Source organism: Pseudomonas sp. IT-196MI5 (assembly GCF_949767415.1).
Taxonomy (GTDB): Bacteria; Pseudomonadota; Gammaproteobacteria; order Pseudomonadales; family Pseudomonadaceae; genus Aquipseudomonas.
Map to the genome: position 1 here is coordinate 127839 of NZ_CATKPZ010000077.1, position 22358 is coordinate 150196.

Here is a 22358-nt window from a genome sequence, read left to right on the forward strand (position 1 = left end):
GCTTGTGGACCAGGCATTGCGTGATAGTCAGAGCAACCATCACGCATTACTCGCGACTTCCAACTCGCCAGCGTGGAATTTGAAAGCCAGTGCCACCAACGGCACATAGGCCAGAATCAATCCCGTCGCACCATCCAGGTACTGCATGACGACCAATATAGCGACCGGCAATAACCACAACAAATTGATAGCGGCTATTGCAACCGTGACCACACGATGGCTGCCGAATTTCCGTGAAGCGTACTGGTATCCATGGCTGCGATGAGCCTCATAGACCTTGTCACCACGCAACAGGCGGCGCAGCAAGGTAAAGGTAGCGTCAACAATGAAGACTCCCAACAGGATAAGCCATGCCCACAGAAACACCGGGGCAGTCCATGCGGCATGCAGGGCCAACACCGCCAGTACCATGCCTAGAAAACCACTCCCGGCATCGCCCATGAAAATACGCGCTGGCGGAAAATTCCAGACAAGGAAACCAAGTACGGCCATTGTCAGCACAAACGGGGGAATGGAGAGACTCGGATGGCCACCAATCCAATACACCAGACAAGCGCCGACACAAGCGCAAATTGCTTCGACACTCGCCAGACCATCAATACCATCCATAAAGTTATAGAGGTTGAGCATCCAGACCAGAAACAAAGCCCCGATGACATAACCAAACCATCCCAGGCTTATTTCGTAACCGAACACATTGATCGGGGCCATGCCGCCAATCCAGAACAATGCCCAGATGGCACCAGCGAAATGCGCCAGCAGGCGCCACCGGGCAGCAATGTGTCCGTGGTCGTCAAGAAACCCTATGACTGCAATCCACCCACCGGCTCCAAGTAGAGCCAACGCCATGGGCCAAGCCATGTCATCTACCCATACAAGTGCCGGTAACGCAATCAGAAAACTCAGGACGATGGCCACACCTCCACCGCGCGGTGTCGGGACCGAATGTGAACTTCGTGAATTCGGAATATCTATCAAACTGCGTGCCAAGGCATATTTGCGCAATGCACCCGTGGCCAAAAATGAAACACCAACCACAGCAGTCAACAACCAAATTGTGTTCAAAGATCAACTTCCTGAAACAGCCAAAATCAATTTTGCAATTGAACCAGCACTGCCATTAGCCAGCTTATCGCTGCCTATCCTTGTAGTAGTTCGCAGCCGATACCAGAGCTTCATCGACGCTGACGGGAGGAGACCAGCCCAGCAGCTTTCGAGTTTTGCTTATATCGACCTGCAACGACCCGCAAAGCCGTTGCGATAAAGCTTGCTTGCCTAAAAGCTGCGCCCCACGCTCAAGCAGCACACTCGGAACAGGCAACAACCGTGCAGGCTTGCCCAGTGCTTGCCCCATGCGCCTCAACAGCTGCGTAGTGGACAGATCTTCCCCGTCACTAACAAGGAAAATCTGATTAGCTGCAGCCGGGTGGCGAATACAGGTCGCTATTAAATCAACAAGATTGTCGAGCGCGACCAGACTGCGTCGGTTATGGATAGCCCCGAATGGCAGCGGCACCCCTTTGTCCAGCCAGCGCATCATGCTCAGGAAATTAGCCCTTACACCCGGGCCGTAAACGAGCACGGGACGAATAATCACGACCTCCATCCCTGAATCGTTCGCGATTTCGAACAACCCTTGCTCGGCCTCCATTTTTGAAACGCCATAGGGGTCCGCTGGTGCGGGTGGAGCATCTGCAAGATAGGGTTCATTGAGGGACGTACCCTCACCATTCACCTTGATCGAGCTGATGAACACAAAACGTCGAACCCCCTGGTCAGCTGCCTGCCGGGCAAGATTGAGTGTGCCTTCGACATTTACTTTGCGAAACGCCACAAGCGGATCGGACTCGGTGTCATTCATCACATGGACACGCGCCGCGCTGTGAATGACGACCTCCACCCGATCCAGCGCTTGGGACCAATCGGCATCACTTTCGAGCCCGACGGTTTGAATAGTTGTAACGCGCGCCGGACAGTCAGGCAGGGCATGCCCGCGAATGGCGGCCACCGGCTCCAGATCTTCAGAAGCCGCTAATCGGCCCAGGACTGCACGACCTACGAAACCGGTGGCACCCGTCAACAAAACACGCATTTTCAAACCTCGACGCCGCTCAGGGTTTCGACCAGACCGTACGGTTGATGTAGTCGGTATAACTCAATACGACCCGAACCACCTGCTTGGACACTGGACCCGCCTGGTAATCCCTGACCACAGGGATGACGCGCCGATCACGATCATGCTGACTGGTCACCACACGTACGGCATCAAGAACACCATCCACTTTCAGGCCACTCATAATGAGTGTCCCTTCGTCCATCCCCTCCGGACGCTCATGTGCATTACGGATGGTAATGGCAGGCAAGTTCAGCAGAGAGGCTTCTTCTGTGATGGTGCCACTATCGGACAGGACGCAAAATGCCGACATCTGTAGCTTGATGTAGTCAAGCAGACCGAACGGCTTGGAAAAGCGGATCAACGGGTGATCCAGCGATTCGCCTATCGCCTCCAGACGCTTGCGGGTGCGGGGGTGAGTGGAGACGATGATCGGAAACTTATACTCGTCAGCCAAGGCTCGCAGCGTCTTGAGCAAATCCCGGAGGTTTTCCGGCGTATCGACGTTTTCCTCTCGGTGAGCACTGATGATGAAGAATTTATCCTGCTCCAGCCCTTCTCGAACCAGCACGTCGGAGGTGAGAATTTTCGGCATGTAGTAGTCGAGCACTTCCTCCATATGCGAACCGGTCTTGATGATGGTTTCAGGACGAATGCCTTCAGCGATCAGATAACGCCGAGCATGCTCGGTCAGAACCATATTGATATCGCTCAGGTGATCGAGCACCTTGCGATTCAGTTCCTCGGGAACTCGCTGATCAAAACAGCGATTGCCGGCTTCCATATGGAATACCGGTATCTTGCGGCGCTTGGCGGCAATGACGGCTAGACAGGTATTGGTATCGCCATAGAGCAGAAGCGCGTCCGGCTTTTCAACCTCAAATACTTCATCCGCCTTCGAAATCACCTCGGCGATGGTCTTGGCAGCCGTATCACCGGCGGCGCCCAGAAAGTAATCAGGCTTTCGAATTTCAAGATCATCGAAAAATACCTGATTCAATTCGAAGTCATAGTTTTGGCCGGAGTGGACCAACACATGATTGACTTGCTTATCCAGCTCCGCAATAACACGGCTCATCTTGATAAGTTCTGGTCGCGTGCCGACCAGCGTCATGACCTTAAGCATCAAGTTTCTCCTGAATGTATTCCAGATTCAAAAGAACTTTCTTTACGCCTTCAACATCGAGACGTTCCGTATTATGCGAGGTGTAATCTTCAAGATCGGAAATCTCCTGCTCACCCTCGACAAAGAACTTCTTGTAGTTCAGGTCGCGATTGTCAGCCGGGATTCGATAGTAACGCCCCATGTCTTCGGCTTTGGCCATTTCTTCACGGGAAATCAGCGACTCATAGAGTTTTTCGCCATGACGGGTGCCAATGACCTTGACAGTATTATCGCGAGAGAACAGCTCCTTGAGCGCTTGCGCCAGGTCCGCGACTGTCGAGGCAGGTGCTTTCTGAACGAAAATATCGCCTTGCTCGGCATGCTCGAAAGCGTGCAGCACCAGGTCGACAGAGTCCTCCAGCGACATCAGAAAGCGGGTCATGTTCGGATCGGTGACAGTCAGCGGTTCGTCATTTTGCAATTGGTTGATAAATAAAGGAATCACTGACCCGCGCGAGGCCATTACATTGCCGTAACGAGTCGCGCAGATCACAGGTCCCGATGCCGGAATCATACGCGACCTGGCCACCATCAGTTTTTCAGCCATGGCCTTGGAAATACCCATGGCATTGATTGGATAAACAGCCTTGTCGGTACTTAGCACGACAACGCGCTTGACACCCGAAGCAATCGCCGCATTCAGAACGTTTTCGGTACCGATGACGTTAGTACGCACGGCTTCCATAGGGTAGAACTCGCAGGAAGGCACCTGCTTCAATGCGGCCGCGTGAAAAATGTAATCCACGCCGACCATCGCCTGATCAAGGCTATCGCGATCGCGAACATCACCGATATAGAACTTCACCTTGTCGTTCGACAGGGCAATGCGCATATCTTCCTGTTTTTTTTCATCGCGGCTGAATACGCGAATTTCTTTTACGTCAGTATCAAGAAAACGCTTCAATACTGTATGACCAAATGACCCTGTACCGCCCGTGATCATCAAAATTTTATTATCAAACATAACTACCGTCCAAAACTTGATTGTATTTAATGATCAACGCGTTGCGCGCATTGATTTGACCAATTCCAACCATGAAGGTGGAGCATAACCGGTCGCGGATTGGAATTTTGATGAGTCCAGCGAACGATTGATAGAAAGATCACTGTCAGCGACGATCTCGATTTCCTTCTCATAAACTTCTGCCACCAATTTCAGCAGAGACAATTTATCAATAGGTGCCACCGACACATGATAAAGGCCCTTGAGCTCCGGGTTCGGGATCACATAATCTCGAATGACACGGGCCAGCTCCACGGTAGGAAGCCCCGAAAAAATGGCCTTTTCGTAGCCCTTGACGACCCCGTTCTGGGACAGAAACCAATCCACCAGCGAGTATTGGCTTCCCAGTTCGTGACCGATGATTGAAGTCCGGAGGGTGACTGCATTCGGCTGGGCATGAAGCTCGCCAATGTACTTGGACTTGCCGTAGAGATCCTCCGCATCGGAGATATCCTCTTCAGTGTAAAGCCCTTTGCGTCCGGAAAACACGCAGTCGGTACTGATGTGAATCAAGCGAGCGCCAGACAGTTCACACAACTTGGCAATGCGATGCGGCAACATGGCATTGATGGGAAGCGCTGAAAGGGGATCCTTGGCATCGGCCAGCTGCTTGATCAGGCCGACGCAGTTGATGACGACATCAGGCTTGACCCGAGCCAGCACCGAAACCAGCGAGTCCTGGTCCAACACGTCTACATTGCTGATTAACGAACTGCGAGTTTCGTCTGAAAAGTATTTTGCGCCACCCGGGTTACGTAAAGTGCCCCACACCTCAAAGCGTGGGTTTCCATGGAATTGCCTGAACACCGTGCTACCCAGCATCCCGGTGACCCCTAACACTAGAACTTTCATTTTGAGCTACCTTTCAATTCATTGATCCTGGTACAGAGGATTTCGACGAGACGCTGGCTTTGACGCTCCATTTCGAAATGCTCGAGGTAGTACGCCCTGCCCGACTGCCCCAATGACTCCCGTTCATCCGAACTCATGTGGAAAAGTTGCTCAATGCACTTGGCCATGCCTTCGGCATCTTGTGCCGGGCTCGTCAGGCCTGCATTGGCCTCTTGAATGATCCGAGCCCCTTCACCATCCAGTGCGGCGACAATCGGCCTTCCCGCTGCCAGGTAAGCCTGGACTTTACTGGGAATGGTATAGGAGAACGCTTCATCTTGCTTCAACGTCACCAACAATCCAGTGGCACGACTGAAAAAATTTGGCATTTCACTTGCCGGAAACCGACCGGCGAGGACCAGGTTGTCCAATGATCGGGATTTTTTCTGGCTTTCGATCCAGCTCAGCATGCTACCGCTGCCGACCAACACAATTCGGAGTTTGGGAAGATGTCGAAGCCTGTCTGCTACCTCAACCAAGGTTTCGACCGATTGTGCGGTCCCCAGATTGCCAGCAAAAACGAGACAGAAATGGTTTTCGAGCTCCGCAAGCAGCGGTGCAGGAATCCGGGTCTCTTCCGAGCCTGACGGAGTATCCTGATAGCAATTTGGGTAATACACGACCTTGCCGGGATCAGCATAACGAGCAACCGGCTCCCGGAATGCCCTCGACTGAACGAGTAAAGTGTCAACGCAGGCGTAAATGCCTCTGACGACCCACCCTACCACGCGCAAGAGCGATTTATTCCGGATGAATCCCGTCGCACTCAAGCTCTCTGGCCAGAGATCCTGGACCCATACTGCCAGATGACTCTTGAGTTTCCATTTCAAATAGATGGCAGGAATAACTGACGTAATCGGGGAAGGTGCAAACACAAAGATTGCGTCATAACGCTCACCCTTTACAGCGTCCGGATAAAATTTCAGTCCATTTACGATATAGGACAAATAATTCAGTACCAGGTTTTTTGCGCCCGAAGAGCCGCGAGGTCTAAGCGGCGCACGGCATACGCTAACGCTCGTTTCGTAACTTTCTTCCTGATATCCGCAAGCCTGGTAACCGTCGAACACAGCACCATCCGGATAATTCGGCTTGCCGGTAAGAACTTTTACAACGTGCCCCTGGGCAGACAAGCTCTTGACCAGGTCATTGATAATAAAAGATTCCGGCCAGAAATACTGTGACACTACGAGAACTTTCATTTATCAAACACCCATTTCGTGTAACTTAGCCAACACCAGCAACTCGGACCACTTTTTTCTTGAGGCGCCTCCCCATTCAAACTTATCACTTTGCGCGGCTGTCGCAACGGCCAACTTTTTCAAGAGCTCGGAATTTGTTAAAACTTCTGTCAGTACCTGGCCTATGCCTTGGGAATCAAACGGCGGAAAACAAACTGCTGCGTCCGCTGCAAACTCCGGCATAGGCATAACATTAGAACAAATCATCGGCCGACCTGAAACGAGCACATCAAGAGGGATGTTTGGGCCGTTCTCGCACGACGAGGAAAAGAGATTCAGTTGAGCGCGGTGATACAGTGGGAGAAGTTCCTGATAAGGAGTAGCGCCCAGTAGCAGGACCCGATCTTCCAGGCCTGGCGTTGCAATCAGAGCCTTTAGGCGCTCAGTTTCTGGCAGAGTTGTTTTCCCGACAAGAATCAGCGAAAGCCTTTCGCAAAGCTCCCTGGATAGCTCACCGCAAGCACTGAGCACCTGAAAATGGTGTTTGCAACCTTCAAATCTCGACACATATAAAACGCACTCTTTCCCGGATAAAAAGTCCGAACGAATGGCACTTTTACCGCATGCCAAAAACACAGAGCCAACTCCATGATGGATAGCAATGGAGCTTTCAGACTTACTGAGCGACTCGATGATACTTCGCGCATAGCTTGAAATAAATATCATCAGACCAGCTTCAGATATACTCTTGAGCATAATGAGACTCAACAACCAGTTTCTGAGTCGTTGTAACCCCAGCGATAAACTTTTTCGTACGCGCAAATCAAATGGAATCATGCTTCGAAACATCGTCGCAACCTTGTAACTTGCTAGTGCACGAGCGCCCACTACTTTCCCTGAACAAAACAGCACGGCAGTCCCTCTATCACTTCTCTCAGTGGTCCATGCATCCATTGCGCCAGCGGCATAGAGAAGCCCGCCCCTGATCTATCAAAGAACGAGGTAGGTACATATCTCTCAAGCAGTTCGCGAAGCGGCCATTTCTCGACGCCATTTTTGATCAACTGCTCTGAAGACAAAAAAACGCCGGTTACGCGACTCGATGATCGAGCAAGGGTGCCCGGGTTTCGAGACTCACGCTCATGGCACCACGGTCGACCTTTACCAGCAGATCATCCGGCAAGCACTGAGAAACATCCCATCGGCGCATTTCTTCGATGTAATCGTCCATCGACTCCCAAGAGGCGTCGCCCTGATCTTGACCGTCAATACCCGGCACCACATTGCCTGCAGGTTGCCATTACGACTACATTTGCGCCAGAAAACCTCAACAACTAAAGCCAAAACAGCAATGAGTTCCCGTCTCAACGAACGCGCGCAGGATACCGCATCATCGCATCAGCTGAACACCAGAAAAAAAACTCCAATAAAATCAACGTTCAACTTACCACCGCCCTAGTACTGATCCTCAAGGCATAAGCAGACTTTAGAGGTTTTAGTACGCCGGCATGATTTTGAACAGCCCGAGTTTTGCCATCCATTCCCCCCAGCCCAAAAATGCTTGATTTCTGAAAGGCGCAAGACCTCTGACGATTACCATCTCATCGACAAATCACCAACATAGTGCGCGTCAGGAAACCTGCCGGGTTGAATCCAAAGAGGAAGCTTTCCTCCTCTTCCTTGACATCATCAGATCTCGCTACAACTTTGTAGCCTGCCCCTCTGCACTCTTTGGCCGCACGCTTGTAACACTTATCCCATCTCGAACCGAGCCCCGAACACTCGACCTCTATGCCGCTGACCCCGCGCACTACGTGAGTTTTGGCATTGGTGGCACAACCCGCTAGCGCCAACACTGCTACTGCGACAAAGAGCTTGTTCATTCACGTCCTTTTGCCAGAACGCCCACCGGGCGATCATTAGTCTCAGGTTAAAGACTAGCTGCAAATAAGCGCTTGATCCGACTAAAAAATCGGACATTTTTCAGCACCTTTGGTTCACGACTCAATCAGCTACAGCCGAGCAAAATTCACCAAACCCCAGGCACAAAAAAGGGCGACCGAAGTCGCCCTTTTTTACAGAAAGTCAGAACTTAGTTCTGTTTTTCCATTTGTGCACGCAGCAGGTCACCCAGGGTGGTGGCCACAGGAGCGTCAGTAGCTACTGGCTTGTCGCGCAGGCTCTGAATTGCTTCTTTCTCGTCTTCAACGTCTTTCGACTTGATCGAGAGCTGAATTACACGGCTCTTGCGGTCAACGCTGATGATCTTGGCTTCTACTTCTTCGCCTTCTTTCAGAACGTTGCGCGCGTCTTCAACGCGGTCACGGCTGATTTCAGAGGCTTTCAGAGTCGCTTCGATATCGTCGGCCAGAGTGATGATGGCGCCTTTAGCGTCAACTTCCTTCACGATGCCTTTAACGATGGCGCCTTTGTCGTTCTCTTGAACGTACTCGGAGAACGGATCGCTTTCCAGTTGCTTGATACCCAGGGAGATGCGCTCGCGCTCTGGGTCAACCGACAGGATAACGGTGTCCAGCTCGTCGCCCTTCTTGAAGCGGCGAACGGCTTCTTCGCCCACTTCGTTCCAGGAGATGTCGGACAGGTGAACCAGACCGTCGATGCCGCCGTCCAGACCAATGAAGATACCGAAATCGGTGATCGACTTGATGGTGCCGGAGATTTTATCGCCCTTGTTGAACTGGCCAGAGAAGTCTTCCCATGGGTTGGACTTGCACTGCTTGATGCCCAGGGAGATACGACGACGCTCTTCGTCGATGTCCAGAACCATGACTTCCACTTCGTCGCCGACTTGTACGACTTTCGAAGGGTGGATGTTCTTGTTGGTCCAGTCCATTTCGGAAACGTGTACCAGACCTTCAACGCCTTCTTCCAGCTCAGCGAAGCAGCCGTAGTCGGTCAGGTTGGTTACACGCGCGGTAACGCGAGTGCTTTCCGGGTAACGGGCTTTGATAGCAACCCACGGATCTTCGCCCAGTTGCTTGAGGCCCAGGGAAACACGATTGCGCTCGCGATCGTACTTCAGAACCTTGACATCGATCTCGTCGCCAACGTTGACGATTTCGGAAGGATGCTTGATACGCTTCCAGGCCATGTCGGTAATGTGCAGCAGGCCATCGACGCCACCCAGATCGACGAATGCGCCGTAATCGGTGAGGTTCTTGACGATACCTTTGACTTGCTGGCCTTCCTGCAGGGATTCCAGCAGAGCTTCGCGCTCGGCGGAGTTCTCGGCTTCCAGGACACTGCGACGGGAAACGACAACGTTGTTGCGCTTCTGGTCCAGCTTGATGACCTTGAATTCCAGCTCTTTGCCTTCCAGGTGCGTGGTGTCGCGCACTGGACGGACGTCAACCAGAGAACCTGGCAGGAACGCACGGATGCCGTTAACGTCGACAGTGAAGCCGCCTTTAACCTTACCGTTGATAACGCCCTTGACCACTTCTTCGGCTGCGAAGGCTGCTTCCAGAACAATCCAGCATTCAGCGCGCTTGGCTTTTTCACGGGACAGCTTGGTTTCACCAAAGCCGTCTTCAACCGAGTCCAGAGCAACGTGAACTTCGTCACCGACGTTGATGTTCAGTTCGCCAGCGTCGTTGTAGAACTGCTCAAGCGGGATGAGTGCTTCAGACTTCAGGCCAGCGTGAACGGTTACCCAGCGAGCCTGGTAATCGATATCAACGATAACACCGGTGATGATGGAGCCTGCCTGAAGGTTCAGGGTTTTTAGGCTTTCTTCAAAGAGTTCCGCAAAGCTTTCGCTCATTTTAATTCCTGTTGATGAGGGCGAAGAATACGCCCATCTCCACACCCCAGACGGTGTGGGTTAGTTTCATTTAAAAGAAGCCACCGCAGGACTATGACTGGTCCCCTGCGGCCTTCTTGGTCACCCGGCGATATCGCGAATGGCGATCTCGCTCATGATGCGTTCCAGCACCTGGTCGATGGATAATTCCGTGGAATCCAGCTGTATGGCGTCAGCCGCCGGTTTGAGCGGGGCTACCGCTCGCTGGGTGTCACGCTCATCGCGTGCACGTATCTCATCTAGCAGACTCGACAGACTAACACCCTCGACTTTGCCCTTCAACTGCAAATATCGACGGCGTGCCCGCTCCTCCGCGCTGGCGGTCAGAAAAATCTTCAGCGGCGCATCAGGAAAAACCACGGTGCCCATATCGCGACCATCCGCCACAAGACCCGGCGCCTCCTGAAAAGCTCGCTGGCGCTGCAGCAACGCCTCGCGTACAGCAGGCAGCGCAGCCACCTGGGACGCGCCGGAACCGACGCTTTCGGTGCGAATGACATCGCTGACTTCGTCACCTTCCAGAATGATGCGCTGCAACTGACCGTCCGTCGCCGCGATGAACTGCACATCCAGATGAGCGGCGAGTTTCTTCAGCAGCTCTTCATTGGTCAGGTCGACACCATGGTTATGCGCGGCAAAGGCCAGCAATCGGTACAACGCACCGGAGTCCAGCAGGTTCCAGCCCAGGCGCTTGGCCAGAATCCCGGCGACCGTGCCCTTGCCCGAGCCGCTTGGCCCATCGATGGTGATGACCGGTGCAATGCTGATCACGACTGCGCCTCTTGTGCCACGCGAATACCGACCTGTGCACACAGCGCCAGGAAGTTCGGGAACGACGTCGCGACGTTGGCGCAATCATGAATGCGGATCGGCGCACTGGCGCGCAACGAAGCAACGCTGAACGCCATGGCAATACGGTGATCACCATGACCGTGCACTTCACCGCCGCCGATCTGGCCGCCGTCGATGATGATGCCATCCGGGGTTGGTTCGCACTTGACGCCCAGCGACAGCAAACCATCTGCCATGACCTGGATGCGATCCGACTCCTTGACCCGCAGCTCTTCGGCGCCACGCAACACAGTGCGCCCTTCAGCGCATGCGGCGGCCACGAACAGCACCGGGAACTCGTCGATCGCCAGCGGAACCAGCGCTTCGGGAATCTCGATACCTTTGAGTTTAGCTGCACGCACGCGCAAGTCAGCCACCGGTTCGCCACCCACTTCACGCTGGTTTTCCAGGGTAATATCGGCGCCCATCAGGCGCAGGATGTCGATCACACCGGTACGGGTCGGGTTGATGCCGACGTGTTCGAGCACCAGCTCCGAACCTTCGGCGATCGATGCCGCCACCAGGAAGAACGCGGAAGACGAGATATCGCCCGGCACTTCAATGTGGGTCGCGGTCAGTTTGCTGCCGGATTCGACCGATGCAGTCGCACCGTTGACCGAAACCGGGTAGCCGAAGCCGCGCAACATGCGCTCGGTATGGTCGCGGGTCGGCGCAGGCTCGGTAACCGTGGTCTTGCCTTCGGCATACAGGCCGGCCAACAGCAGGCAGGACTTAACCTGGGCACTGGCCATCGGCATGGTGTAGGTCAGACCCTTGAGCTTGTTGCCACCACGAATGATCATCGGCGGACGACCCTCAGCAGCGGTTTCGATCACGGCGCCCATTTCACGCAGCGGATTGGCCACGCGATTCATCGGGCGCTTGGACAGCGAAGCGTCCCCGGTCAGGGTGCTGTCGAAGTTCTGCGCAGCCAGCAGGCCGGACAGCAGACGCATCGAAGTACCGGAGTTACCCAGGTAGATCGGGCCCGGTGCCGGCTTCAGACCATGCAGGCCAACGCCGTAAATGGTCACGCGACCGTGGTGCGGACCTTCGATGACCACGCCCATGTCACGGAATGCCTGCAAGGTCGCCAGGGCATCTTCACCCTCGAGGAAACCTTCGACTTCGGTGACGCCTTCAGCCAGGGAACCGAGCATGATCGAACGGTGGGAAATCGATTTGTCACCTGGTACGCGAATCCGACCGGACAGGCGGCCACCAGGTTGAGCCAGGAAAATCAGATCGTTGGAATTCATAGCGTCCACATAGGCCCTGCGGGCCAGGATTTTACTGAAATGCTCGCGGGCAACCCGGGCGCGAGTGAAAACGCCCAACAATTGGTGCCCATCCCCTGCATCGACCGCGTCGCGCAAGGCGTCGAGATCGCTGCGAAATGTATCGAGTGTGCGCAGGACAGCTTCGCGGTTGGCGAGGAAGATGTCGTGCCACATGACCGGGTCGCTTCCGGCGATTCTTGTGAAATCGCGGAAACCGCCCGCAGCGTAACGGAAGATCTCAAGATTTTCATTGCGTTTGGCCAGTGAGTCGACCAAACCGAACGCCAGCAAGTGCGGCAGATGACTGGTCGCCGCCAAGACTTCGTCGTGACGCTCGACCTGCATGTGCTCGACATCGGCGCCCAATTCGCACCACAAACGGTCGACCACCGCCAGGGCTGCCGGATCGGTTTGCGCCAGCGGTGTGAGGATCACTTTGTGGCGACGAAACAGCTCGGCGTTGGAGGCTTCCACGCCGCTCTGCTCGGAACCGGCAATCGGATGGCCCGGCACGAACCGCACCGGCATGCAGCCGAACGCCTCGGTGGCCGCACGCACCACATTGCCCTTGGCGCTGCCGACATCGGTCAGGATCGCTTGCCCCAGATCCATGCCCGCCAAACGCGCGAGCACCTTTTCCATGGCCAGGATCGGCACCGCCAGCTGAATGACGTCGGCACCCTGACAAGCAATGCCCAGGTCTTCCTCACAGCGATCCACCACACCCAATTCGACCGCGAGTTTGCGCGATTGCAGATCGAGATCGACCCCGACCACTTCGCGGCATATGCCGCTCTCACGCAACCCCTTGGCAAACGAACCGCCGATCAACCCAAGACCGACCACCACCAGGCGACCGATCACAGGTTCAGCAGATTGCAGCGCAGTGACATCAACCACGAGCCAGAACCTTGGTCAGCGCCTCAAGGAAGCGGCTGTTCTCTGCCGGCAAACCAATGGTGACGCGCAGGTGATTCGGCATGCCGTAGTTCGCCACCGGACGCACGATCACGCCTTCACGCAGCAAGCCCTGGAACACCGGGGCCGCAACCTGACCGAGATCGACGCAAATGAAATTGCCCCTGGACGCAATCCAGCTCAGCCCCAGCTCACGAAATCCGGCTTCCAGTTGCTGCATGCCAGACTCGTTCAACTGACGGCTTTGCGCCAGATACTCTTCGTCCTTCAACGCCGCACAGGCCGCGGCCAGCGCCAGGCTGTTGACGTTGAACGGCTGGCGTACACGGTTCAGCACGTCCGCGACCACCGCCGTGGACAAGCCATAACCCACGCGCAGCGCCGCCAGGCCATAGGCCTTGGAGAAGGTGCGGGAAACCAGCAGATTCGGATAAGCCGCCAGGAAGTCCAGGCCGTCCGGCAGATCGCTGCCTTCGGCGTACTCGATGTAGGCCTCGTCCAGCACCACCAGCACATGCTCCGGAACATCCTGCAGGAATTCGTCCAGCGCCTCGGCGTCGAACCAGGTTCCGGTCGGGTTGTTCGGGTTGGCGATGAACACCACACGGGTATTGGCATCGATCGCCGCCAGCATGGCAGGCAGGTCATGCCCCCAATCCTTGGCCGGAACCACCTTGGCCTGCGCGCCGACCGCCTGAGTGGCAATCGGGTAGACAGCGAACGCATGCTCGCTGAATACGGCATTCAGGCCCGGTGCCAGATAGGCGCGCGCCACCAGCTCAAGAATGTCGTTGGAGCCATTACCCAGCGTCACTTGATTGAGCTCGACACGGCACTGCTCGGCCAGCAGGGTCTTGAGCGCAAAACCGTTGCCGTCCGGATAGCGGGTCAGCTCGACCAGCGCATCGCGGATGGCCGCCAGCGCCTTGGGGCCGGCGCCCAGCGGGTTTTCGTTGCTCGCCAGTTTGACGATGCTGGCTGGATCGAGATTGAGCTCGCGAGCCAGTTCATCCACGGGCTTGCCCGGAACGTAAGGCGAAAGTTGTTGCACGCCCGGCTGCGCCAGAGCGAGGAAATTGCCACTCATTTGCTACCGCCCCTTAGAGAACTGCTTTCGGGTAGGAACCCAGCACTTTGAGTGCCACTGCTTCCTGACTGATCTTTTCCAGCACACTTTTGACCAGCGGGTCGCGGTGGTGGCCGACGAAGTCGATGAAAAACACGTAGGTCCACTTGCCGCTGCGCGACGGACGAGTCTCGATTCGCGTCAGGTCGATGCCATTGTCGTGGAACGGCACCAGCAACTCGTGCAGCGCCCCCGGTTTGTTGCTCATGGAAACGATGATAGAGGTCTTGTCGTCGCCAGTCGGCGGCACTTCCTGATTACCGATCATCAGGAAGCGCGTGGAGTTATCCGGGCGGTCCTCGATCTTCTCGGCCAATCGCGTCAGCCCGTACAGGCCAGCCGCCATGTCACCGGCAATCGCCGCCGAGTTCCACTCACCCTTGACCCGCTTGGCCGCCTCGGCGTTGCTCGACACCGCCACGCGCTCGACATTCGGGTAGTGGGCGTCCAGCCACTTGCGGCACTGGGCCAGTGACTGGGCGTGGGAGTAGATACGGCTGATGCTGTCGGTCTTGGTGTTTTCACCGACCAACAGGTGATGGTGGATACGCAGCTCGACTTCGCCGCAGATCACCATGTCGTGTTCAAGGAAGCTGTCGAGGGTGTGATTGACCGCGCCTTCGGTGGAGTTTTCCACCGGCACCACGCCGAAGTTCACTGCACCGGCCGCCACTTCACGGAACACTTCGTCGATCGCCGCCATCGGCTTGCTGATCACCGCATGACCGAAGTGCTTCATGGCCGCTGCCTGGGTGAAGGTGCCTTCAGGGCCGAGGTAAGCCACTTTCAGCGGCTGCTCGAGCGCCAGGCACGAAGACATGATTTCACGGAACAACCGCGCCATCTCTTCGTTGCCCAGCGGCCCCTGGTTACGCTCCATGACACGCTTGAGCACCTGAGCTTCGCGCTCAGGACGATAGAACACCGGCACTTCGCCTTCGGCCAGCGAGGCCATCTTTACTCGCGCGACTTCCTGGGCGCAGCGCGCACGCTCACTGATCAGCTCCAGGACCTTTTCGTCCAGGGCATCAATGCGCAGGCGCAGTGCCTTGAGTTCTTGCTCAGACATTAGCCGTGTTCCTTCTCGAACTCTGCCATATACGAAATCAGCGCATTGACGGCGTTGATGTCGACGGCGTTATAGATGGAGGCGCGCATGCCGCCCACGGAACGGTGCCCCTTGAGGTTCAACAGGCCACGCTCGTCGGCACCCGCCAGGAACGGCTTGTCCAGACGATCATCCGCCAGGCGGAACGGCACGTTCATCCACGAGCGGTCCGACTTGTTGATCGGGTTGCTGTACAGGCCGCTGGCATCGATGAAGCTGTACAGCGTGCGCTGCTTGACTTCGTTGAGCTTGCCGATGGCCTCGACGCCGCCCTGCTCTTTCAGCCACTCGAACACCAGGCCGGACAGGTACCAGGCCAGGGTCGGCGGGGTGTTGTACATCGAACCGTTATCGGCCGCGACCTTGTAGTTGAGCATAGTCGGGCACAGGGAACGGGCGTGGCCCAGCAGGTCTTCGCGAACGATGTTCACGACGATGCCGCTCGGACCGATGTTTTTCTGGGCGCCGGCGTAGATCATGCCGAAACGTGAAACATCCACCGGACGCGACAGGATGTCCGAAGACATGTCGGCGACCAGCGGTACATCACCGGTTTCCGGAATCCATTGGAATTCCAGACCGCCGATGGTTTCGTTCGGCGCGTAGTGAACATAGGCCGCGTCTTTCGACAGCGTCCATTCGTTCTGGCCCGGGATGGCGAAATAGTCGTAAGGCTTGGCGGTGCCGGCAACGTTGACGTGGCCGTAGCGCGAAGCTTCTTCGATGGCTTTCTGCGACCAGATACCGGTGTCGATATAGTCGGCCGAGCCGTTTTCCGGCAACAGGTTCAGAGGAATCTGAGCAAATTGCTGGCTGGCGCCGCCCTGCAGAAACAGCACTTTATAGTTCGAGGGGATATTCAGCAGATCACGCAGATCCTGCTCGGCCTTTGTGGCAATGGACACGAACTCATCACTGCGATGGCTCATTTCCATGACCGACAGGCCCTTGCCGTGCCAGTCGAGGAGTTCACCCTGGGCGCGCTGCAGGACAGCTTCGGGAAGCGCCGCGGGACCGGCACAGAAGTTATAGGCTCTCTTGCTCACATCCAATCTCGCTCTGATTTGGTGGTATTACGCAATAAATCGCATTATCAGCAGACACCGGCCCCCTGCTGAAACAGAGATTTGTGGGAGCGAGCCTGCTCGCGATTGCATCACCGCGATATTTCAGACGTACCGCGGCGCCTGCATCGCGAGCAGGCTCGCTCCCACAAGGGATCTCCAGTGGTGTCGATATTTCGTTACGGACAAACAACAAGGGGGCGAATTTTCATCCGCCCCCTGCTTACCCGCTTATTCCTGTGGTTCTTCGTCAGCGGCGGCGTCGAGTTGCTGGTCTTCGGCAACGTCGTCGATCACGACCTCACCGACAAACCCTTCACTCTCTTCACCTTCCAGCTCTTCGCCCTCGACTTCCGACGGCTCCTGAACCCGCTCCAGACCGACCAGCGTTTCATCGTTGGCCAGTTTGATCAGGGTCACGCCCTGGGTGTTACGACCCAGGCTGGACACTTCGTCGACACGGGTGCGCACCAGAGTGCCCTGGTCGGAAATCAGCATGATTTCCTCGCCGTCGAGCACCTGCACCGCGCCGACCAGACGGCCGTTACGCTCGTTGCTGACCATGGCGATAACGCCCTGACCGCCACGCTTGTACTCAGGGAACTCGGTGATCGCCGTGCGCTTGCCGTAGCCACGCGCCGAAGCGGTGAGGATCTGGCTGCCTTCTTCCGGGATCAGCATGGAAATCAGCTTCTGGCCTTCCGGCAGACGCATGCCGCGCACACCGCGGGCGGTACGGCCCATGGCGCGAACGTCGGATTCCTTGAAGCGGGTGACCTTGCCGCCATCGGAGAACAGCATGACTTCACGCTCGCCATCGGTGATGGCTGCGCTGATCAGTACGTCGCCTTCGTCCAGTTCCAGCGCGATCAGGCCGACGCTGCGTTGACGGCTGAAGGATTCCAGTGGGGTCTTCTTCACGGTGCCGTTGGCGGTGGCCATGAAGATGTAGTGACCTTCGGTGTATTCCTCGACCGGCAGCATGGTGGTGATGTACTCACCATCATCCAGCGGCAGCAGGTTGACCAGCGGACGACCACGGGCAGCGCGGGACGCTTCAGGGATTTCGTAGGTTTTCAGCCAGTACACCTTGCCCTTGCTGGAGAACAGCAGCAGCGTGGTGTGACTGTTGGCAACCAGCAGGTGAGCGATGTAGTCCTCATCCTTGACGCCGGTCGCCGACTTGCCTTTACCGCCACGACGCTGGGCCTGGTACGCAGCCAGCGGCTGGGTCTTGGCGTAGCCACCGTGGGAAATGGTCACGACGCGCTCTTCTTCCGGGATCATGTCGCCCAGGGTCAGGTCGAGACGGGCATCGAGGATTTCGGTACGACGCACGTCGCCGTATTCGGCGCGAATCACTTCCAGCTCTTCGCGGATCACTTCCATCAGGCGCGTGGCGCTGTTGAGGATGCGGATCAGCTCGCCGATCTGGTTGAGGATCTCTTGATACTCGGCCAGCAGCTTTTCGTGTTCAAGACCGGTCAGGCGGTGCAGACGCAGTTCCAGAATGGCTTGCGCCTGCTCTGGCGACAGGAAGTACTTGCCGTCGCGCAGACCGTATTGCGGATCGAGGTTTTCCGGACGGCACGAATCGGCGCCGGCACGTTCCACCATTGCCACCACGGCCGAGGATTCCCAAGGGGTGCTGATCAGCGCTTCCTTGGCTTCCGAGGGCGTTGGCGACGCCTTGATCAGGGCGATGACCGGGTCGATGTTCGACAGGGCAACCGCTTGACCTTCAAGGATGTGACCACGTTCGCGCGCCTTGCGCAGTTCGAACACGGTACGACGGGTCACCACTTCGCGACGGTGACGGACGAAGGCTTCCAGCAGATCCTTGAGGTTCAGGATCCGTGGACGGCCGTCGATCAGCGCGACGATGTTGATACCGAATACCGCTTGCAACTGGGTCTGGGCATAGAGGTTGTTGAGGATGACCTCAGGCACTTCGCCGCGACGCAGTTCGATCACGACGCGCATACCGTCCTTGTCGGACTCGTCGCGCAGTTCGGTGATGCCTTCAAGCTTCTTCTCTTTGACCAGTTCGGCGATCTTCTCGATCAGACGCGCTTTGTTCAGCTGGTAAGGGAGCTCGGTGATGACGATCTGCTGGCGGCCACCGACCTTGTCGATGTCTTCGATCATCGAGCGGGCGCGCATGTAAATGCGGCCGCGACCGGTGCGGTAGGCTTCGATGATACCGGCGCGACCGTTGATGATCGCAGCGGTCGGGAAGTCCGGACCGGGAATGTATTGCATCAGTTCATCGACGGTCAGCTCGGGGTTGTCGATGAGCGCCAGGCAACCGTCGATGACTTCACCGAGGTTGTGCGGCGGAATGTTGGTCGCCATGCCCACGGCGATACCGCTGGAGCCGTTGACCAGCAGGTTGGGAATACGGGTCGGCATGACCGCCGGGATCATTTCGGTGCCGTCGTAGTTCGGCACCCAGTCCACGGTTTCTTTATGCAGGTCAGCCAGCAGCTCGTGCGCCAGCTTGGTCATGCGCACTTCGGTGTATCGCATGGCCGCGGCGTTGTCGCCGTCCACCGAACCGAAGTTGCCCTGGCCGTCTACCAGCAGGTAGCGCAGGGAGAATGGCTGCGCCATCCGAACGATGGTGTCGTACACCGCGGTATCACCGTGCGGGTGATACTTACCGATCACGTCACCGACAACACGGGCAGATTTCTTGTACGGCTTGTTGAAGTCGTTGCCCAGCTCGCTCATCGCGAACAGCACGCGCCGGTGCACGGGCTTCAAGCCATCGCGCGCATCCGGCAGTGCCCGCCCGACAATTACGCTCATCGCGTAGTCGAGGTAGGACTGCTTCAGCTCGTCTTCGATATTGACCGGGAGGATTTCTTTGGCCAGTTCGCCCATGAGAAGCCTGATTCCTTTTTCTGGTGAAACTTCGTCAGGACCAACGAAGCTCGCCGCTGCAGGCTCAGTGCCATGCATTGGCTTACGACAAATCAACGAGTTATGCCATGGATCTGCGCAGTGAAGGTCACCCCGCGGGGCGACCCTGGAAACCGCCGGATGTTATCACAAGAGCCGCCACGCACCTATCCCCCAGATGCGCATGGAGAGTAGTTAGTTGACCGGTGACAGGCTTGAAGGGGACGAGAGAGGCTTAGAGCCTTATTGATTAGAGATTTTCGGGCTGAATTGGGATTGTTTGGTGGCCGTAAGGGCCTCTTCGCGAGCAAGCCCGCTCCCACATTTGACCGAGCTCTCCAGCTAGACACGGTCGAGTGTGGGAGCGGGCTTGCTCGCGAAGGCGATTTATCAGGCGCCAAATACCTTTAATGCAGACGCTTGCGGCACATCAACTGCGCCATTTTCGCGGTATCCGGGCGCTCGACGATGCCTTTTTCGGTGACGATCGCATCGATCAGGTCCGCCGGCGTCACGTCGAACACCGGGTTAAAGGCATCGACATCAGCCCCGACGCGCTTGCCGCCGACCTCCAGCAACTCGCGACCATCACGCTCTTCAATCGGAATGTCATCGCCGCTGGCCAGGTTCATGTCGATGGTCGAACTCGGCGCCACCACCATGAAGCGCACGCCGTGGTGCATGGCGTTGACCGCCAGTTGATAGGTGCCGATCTTGTTGGCCACGTCGCCATTGGCGGTGATCCGGTCAGCGCCGACGATGACCCAGGTAGGGCCTTTGGTCTTCATGATATGCGCCGCAGCGGAATCGACATTGAGGGTCACGGGAATGCCTTCGTTGGACAGTTCCCACGCGGTCAGCCGCGAGCCCTGCAACCATGGGCGGGTTTCGTCGACATACACCCGCTCGACCATACCCTCGATGAAAGCTCCACGAATCACCCCCAGCGCCGTACCAAAGCCGCCCGTAGCCAGCGCGCCGGTGTTGCAGTGGGTCAGGATCGCCTGGGCGTTGCCCTGATGCTTGCGGATCAGGTCCACACCCAATTGCGCCATGGTCAGGTTGGCTTCGCGATCACTTTCATGAATGGCGATGGCCTCGGCCTCCAGCACCGCCAGCGGATCGGCATTGTCTTTCAGGCGATCAAGCCGGTCGTGCATGCGGCCCAGCGCCCAGAACAGGTTGACGGCGGTAGGACGGGAATCGGCCAACAGCATGAAATCCTCTTCCAGCGCAGCGTACCAGTCACCCCCTTCGGCAATCCGGGCACGAGCTGCCAGTACGATGCCATAAGCCGCACTGATACCGATCGCCGGCGCACCGCGCACCACCATCGAGCGAATGGCCTCGGCCACGCCAGCAGCACTGGTGTAGGCAATCCAGGTTTCCTCGAACGGCAAAATACGCTGATCCAGCAGATGGAGAGCGCCATCACGCCAATCGATGGCCTTTACCTTTTCCGCAGCCAACAGTCGATCGCGCATCCCTCACCCCGCACTCATGAACAAAAGCCGCCGATTATAGCGATCCCCCCGCGAAGACGCTCGGGTATACTTCGCCATCCTATACAAAAGCACTGGAACCGACCCTCGATGCCGAACACTGCCGCTGCGCTCGACCTGTTATTGCTGCCGACCTGGCTGGTACCCGTCGAACCCGCTGGTGTTGTCCTCAAGGAGCATGGCGTGGGCATCCGCGATGGGCGCATCGTGTTTATCGGTCCACGTTCTGCCGCACTGAAGCTTAACGCAACCGAAATCCGTGAGTTGCCCGACATGTTGCTCAGCCCCGGCCTGATCAATGCCCACGGGCACGCGGCGATGACACTGTTCCGTGGCCTGGCCGATGACCTGCCACTGATGACCTGGCTGGAAAACCATATCTGGCCCGCCGAGACCAAATGGGTCGATGAAGATTTCGTGCGCGACGGCACCGACCTTGCCATCGCCGAGCAAATCAAAGGCGGCATCACTTGTTTCTCTGACATGTATTTCTTCCCCAAGGTTGCCAGCGAGCGCGTGCACAACAGCGGTATTCGCGCACAAATCGCGATTCCGATCCTCGATTTCCCGATTCCCGGCGCCGGCACAGCGGACGAAGCCATTCGACAGGGCGTTGAGCTGTTTGGCGATCTCAAGCACCACGAACGCATCAAAATCACCTTCGGCCCCCATGCTCCCTACACCGTAGGCGACGAAAACCTGGAAAAAATCCGGATGATCGCCGAGGAGCTGGACGCTTCGATCCACATGCACGTGCATGAGACCGCCTTCGAAGTACAGCAATCGGTGGAGCAGCACGGCGAACGACCACTGGCCCGACTGGCGCGCCTGGGTTTGCTGGGGCCGCGCTTTCAGGCGGTTCACATGACCCAGATCAGCGAGGAAGACCTGGCGCTGCTGGTAGAAAGCAACAGCAGTGTGATTCATTGCCCGGAGTCGAACCTGAAGCTGGCCAGCGGGTTCTGCCCGGTCGAGCGTTTGTGGCAGGCTGGGGTCAATGTCGCGGTCGGCACCGATGGCGCGGCCAGCAACAATGACCTGGACCTGCTCGGCGAAACCCGCACCGCGGCCTTGCTGGCCAAGGCTGTCGCCGGCTCGGCGACCGCGCTGGATGCCCATCGTGCCTTGCGCATGGCCACCCTCAACGGGGCCCGGGCACTGGGCATCGAGGCCGAAACCGGCTCACTGGAAATCGGCAAAGCCGCGGACATGGTCGCGTTCGACCTCTCCGGTCTGGCCCAGCAACCGGTCTACGACCCGGTTTCGCAGCTTATATACGCCACCGGGCGGGACTGCGTGAAACACCTTTGGGTTGCGGGCAAGCAGTTGCTCGACGACCGTCGCCTGACACGCCTGGATGAACAACAGCTAAGTACTGTCGCGAAGGCCTGGGGCCAACGCATCAGCGGCCGCACCGAATCGTAAGCACCCTGGAGTACAACCCGGGGC

General features: G+C 56.9%; 19 protein-coding genes. 1 reads left to right on the forward strand and 18 read right to left on the reverse strand.

Annotation, left to right across the window (positions count from 1 at the left end; translation table 11 throughout):
• Window positions 1–39: 39 nt before the first annotated feature.
• From ACM6IK_RS26370 to mtnA, 18 genes are all read right to left on the reverse strand, one after another.
• Window positions 40–1065 carry an MraY family glycosyltransferase gene (locus ACM6IK_RS26370; RefSeq protein ID WP_414876635.1) on the reverse strand — a complete coding sequence of 342 codons (1026 nt, stop codon included), beginning with the start codon at window positions 1063–1065 and terminating at the stop codon, window positions 40–42.
• 64 nt (window positions 1066–1129) lie between these two features.
• On the reverse strand, window positions 1130–2092 hold the full coding sequence (locus ACM6IK_RS26375; RefSeq protein WP_414876636.1) for a UDP-glucose 4-epimerase family protein: 963 nt from the start codon (window positions 2090–2092) through the stop codon (window positions 1130–1132).
• A gap of 19 nt (window positions 2093–2111) precedes the next feature.
• Complete coding sequence (wecB, locus tag ACM6IK_RS26380) at window positions 2112–3239, reverse strand: non-hydrolyzing UDP-N-acetylglucosamine 2-epimerase (protein ID WP_414876637.1); 1128 nt, start codon at window positions 3237–3239, stop codon at window positions 2112–2114.
• Window positions 3232–4242 (reverse strand): polysaccharide biosynthesis protein, encoded by a 1011-nt coding sequence (locus tag ACM6IK_RS26385; protein ID WP_414876638.1) that lies wholly within the window; start codon window positions 4240–4242, stop codon window positions 3232–3234. The genes wecB and ACM6IK_RS26385 overlap by 8 nt, the downstream gene beginning before the upstream one ends.
• A gap of 33 nt (window positions 4243–4275) precedes the next feature.
• Window positions 4276–5133 (reverse strand): dTDP-4-dehydrorhamnose reductase family protein, encoded by an 858-nt coding sequence (locus ACM6IK_RS26390; protein ID WP_414876639.1) that lies wholly within the window; start codon window positions 5131–5133, stop codon window positions 4276–4278.
• Entirely contained in the window at window positions 5130–6374 is a 1245-nt protein-coding gene (locus tag ACM6IK_RS26395) for a glycosyltransferase family 4 protein (protein WP_414876640.1), read from the reverse strand. The genes ACM6IK_RS26390 and ACM6IK_RS26395 overlap by 4 nt, the downstream gene beginning before the upstream one ends.
• Window positions 6375–6377: 3 nt before the next feature.
• Window positions 6378–7190, reverse strand: a complete 813-nt coding sequence (locus ACM6IK_RS26400; protein ID WP_414876641.1) for a glycosyltransferase — start codon at window positions 7188–7190, stop codon at window positions 6378–6380.
• Window positions 7191–7240: 50 nt separating this feature from the next.
• Window positions 7241–7432: an asparagine synthase-related protein gene (locus ACM6IK_RS26405; RefSeq protein ID WP_414876642.1), complete on the reverse strand. Its 192-nt coding sequence runs from the start codon at window positions 7430–7432 to the stop codon at window positions 7241–7243.
• 11 nt (window positions 7433–7443) lie between these two features.
• The gene (locus ACM6IK_RS26410; RefSeq protein ID WP_414876643.1) at window positions 7444–7584 is read right to left on the reverse strand and encodes an asparagine synthase-related protein; all 141 of its coding nucleotides are present in this window, start codon (window positions 7582–7584) and stop codon (window positions 7444–7446) included.
• A gap of 370 nt (window positions 7585–7954) precedes the next feature.
• Window positions 7955–8236: a hypothetical protein gene (locus ACM6IK_RS26415; RefSeq protein WP_414876644.1), complete on the reverse strand. Its 282-nt coding sequence runs from the start codon at window positions 8234–8236 to the stop codon at window positions 7955–7957.
• A 209-nt stretch (window positions 8237–8445) separates the two neighbouring features.
• The gene (gene rpsA, locus ACM6IK_RS26420; protein ID WP_007973639.1) at window positions 8446–10137 is read right to left on the reverse strand and encodes a 30S ribosomal protein S1; all 1692 of its coding nucleotides are present in this window, start codon (window positions 10135–10137) and stop codon (window positions 8446–8448) included.
• A 120-nt stretch (window positions 10138–10257) separates the two neighbouring features.
• Window positions 10258–10947: a (d)CMP kinase gene (gene cmk / locus ACM6IK_RS26425; protein ID WP_008049002.1), complete on the reverse strand. Its 690-nt coding sequence runs from the start codon at window positions 10945–10947 to the stop codon at window positions 10258–10260.
• Window positions 10944–13151: a bifunctional prephenate dehydrogenase/3-phosphoshikimate 1-carboxyvinyltransferase gene (locus tag ACM6IK_RS26430; RefSeq protein WP_414876740.1), complete on the reverse strand. Its 2208-nt coding sequence runs from the start codon at window positions 13149–13151 to the stop codon at window positions 10944–10946. The genes cmk and ACM6IK_RS26430 overlap by 4 nt, the downstream gene beginning before the upstream one ends.
• 28 nt (window positions 13152–13179) lie before the next feature.
• Window positions 13180–14292 (reverse strand): histidinol-phosphate transaminase, encoded by a 1113-nt coding sequence (hisC, locus tag ACM6IK_RS26435; RefSeq protein ID WP_414876645.1) that lies wholly within the window; start codon window positions 14290–14292, stop codon window positions 13180–13182.
• A 13-nt stretch (window positions 14293–14305) separates the two neighbouring features.
• Window positions 14306–15400 (reverse strand): prephenate dehydratase, encoded by a 1095-nt coding sequence (gene pheA, locus ACM6IK_RS26440; protein ID WP_218427606.1) that lies wholly within the window; start codon window positions 15398–15400, stop codon window positions 14306–14308.
• Window positions 15400–16485 carry a 3-phosphoserine/phosphohydroxythreonine transaminase gene (gene serC, locus ACM6IK_RS26445; RefSeq protein ID WP_414876646.1) on the reverse strand — a complete coding sequence of 362 codons (1086 nt, stop codon included), beginning with the start codon at window positions 16483–16485 and terminating at the stop codon, window positions 15400–15402. Before serC ends, pheA begins: the two co-directional genes overlap by 1 nt.
• Window positions 16486–16734: 249 nt before the next feature.
• Window positions 16735–19389: a DNA gyrase subunit A gene (gene gyrA / locus ACM6IK_RS26450; protein WP_414876647.1), complete on the reverse strand. Its 2655-nt coding sequence runs from the start codon at window positions 19387–19389 to the stop codon at window positions 16735–16737.
• Between the two features lie 425 nt (window positions 19390–19814).
• Entirely contained in the window at window positions 19815–20891 is a 1077-nt protein-coding gene (gene mtnA / locus ACM6IK_RS26455) for an S-methyl-5-thioribose-1-phosphate isomerase (protein ID WP_414876648.1), read from the reverse strand.
• Window positions 20892–20999: 108 nt separating this feature from the next.
• Between mtnA and ACM6IK_RS26460 the strand changes: the two genes are divergently transcribed.
• A complete protein-coding gene (locus tag ACM6IK_RS26460; protein ID WP_414876649.1) occupies window positions 21000–22334 on the forward strand; it encodes a TRZ/ATZ family hydrolase in 1335 nt (444 codons plus the stop codon).
• Window positions 22335–22358: the final 24 nt, after the last annotated feature.

Excerpts from the sequence above, each read along its gene's own strand:
- hisC (WP_414876645.1), bottom strand. The coding sequence starts at position 14,292 with ATGAGTGGCAATTTCCTCGCTCTGGCGCAGCCGGGCGTGCAACAACTT.
- wecB (WP_414876637.1), bottom strand. The coding sequence starts at position 3,239 with ATGCTTAAGGTCATGACGCTGGTCGGCACGCGACCAGAACTTATCAAG.
- rpsA (WP_007973639.1), bottom strand. The coding sequence starts at position 10,137 with ATGAGCGAAAGCTTTGCGGAACTCTTTGAAGAAAGCCTAAAAACCCTG.
- ACM6IK_RS26395 (WP_414876640.1), bottom strand. The coding sequence starts at position 6,374 with ATGAAAGTTCTCGTAGTGTCACAGTATTTCTGGCCGGAATCTTTTATT.
- ACM6IK_RS26385 (WP_414876638.1), bottom strand. The coding sequence starts at position 4,242 with ATGTTTGATAATAAAATTTTGATGATCACGGGCGGTACAGGGTCATTT.
- ACM6IK_RS26460 (WP_414876649.1), top strand. The coding sequence starts at position 21,000 with ATGCCGAACACTGCCGCTGCGCTCGACCTGTTATTGCTGCCGACCTGG.
- ACM6IK_RS26375 (WP_414876636.1), bottom strand. The coding sequence starts at position 2,092 with ATGCGTGTTTTGTTGACGGGTGCCACCGGTTTCGTAGGTCGTGCAGTC.
- ACM6IK_RS26415 (WP_414876644.1), bottom strand. The coding sequence starts at position 8,236 with ATGAACAAGCTCTTTGTCGCAGTAGCAGTGTTGGCGCTAGCGGGTTGT.
- gyrA (WP_414876647.1), bottom strand. The coding sequence starts at position 19,389 with ATGGGCGAACTGGCCAAAGAAATCCTCCCGGTCAATATCGAAGACGAG.
- ACM6IK_RS26400 (WP_414876641.1), bottom strand. The coding sequence starts at position 7,190 with ATGATTCCATTTGATTTGCGCGTACGAAAAAGTTTATCGCTGGGGTTA.
- ACM6IK_RS26410 (WP_414876643.1), bottom strand. The coding sequence starts at position 7,584 with ATGGACGATTACATCGAAGAAATGCGCCGATGGGATGTTTCTCAGTGC.
- mtnA (WP_414876648.1), bottom strand. The coding sequence starts at position 20,891 with ATGCGCGATCGACTGTTGGCTGCGGAAAAGGTAAAGGCCATCGATTGG.
- ACM6IK_RS26390 (WP_414876639.1), bottom strand. The coding sequence starts at position 5,133 with ATGAAAGTTCTAGTGTTAGGGGTCACCGGGATGCTGGGTAGCACGGTG.
- pheA (WP_218427606.1), bottom strand. The coding sequence starts at position 15,400 with ATGTCTGAGCAAGAACTCAAGGCACTGCGCCTGCGCATTGATGCCCTG.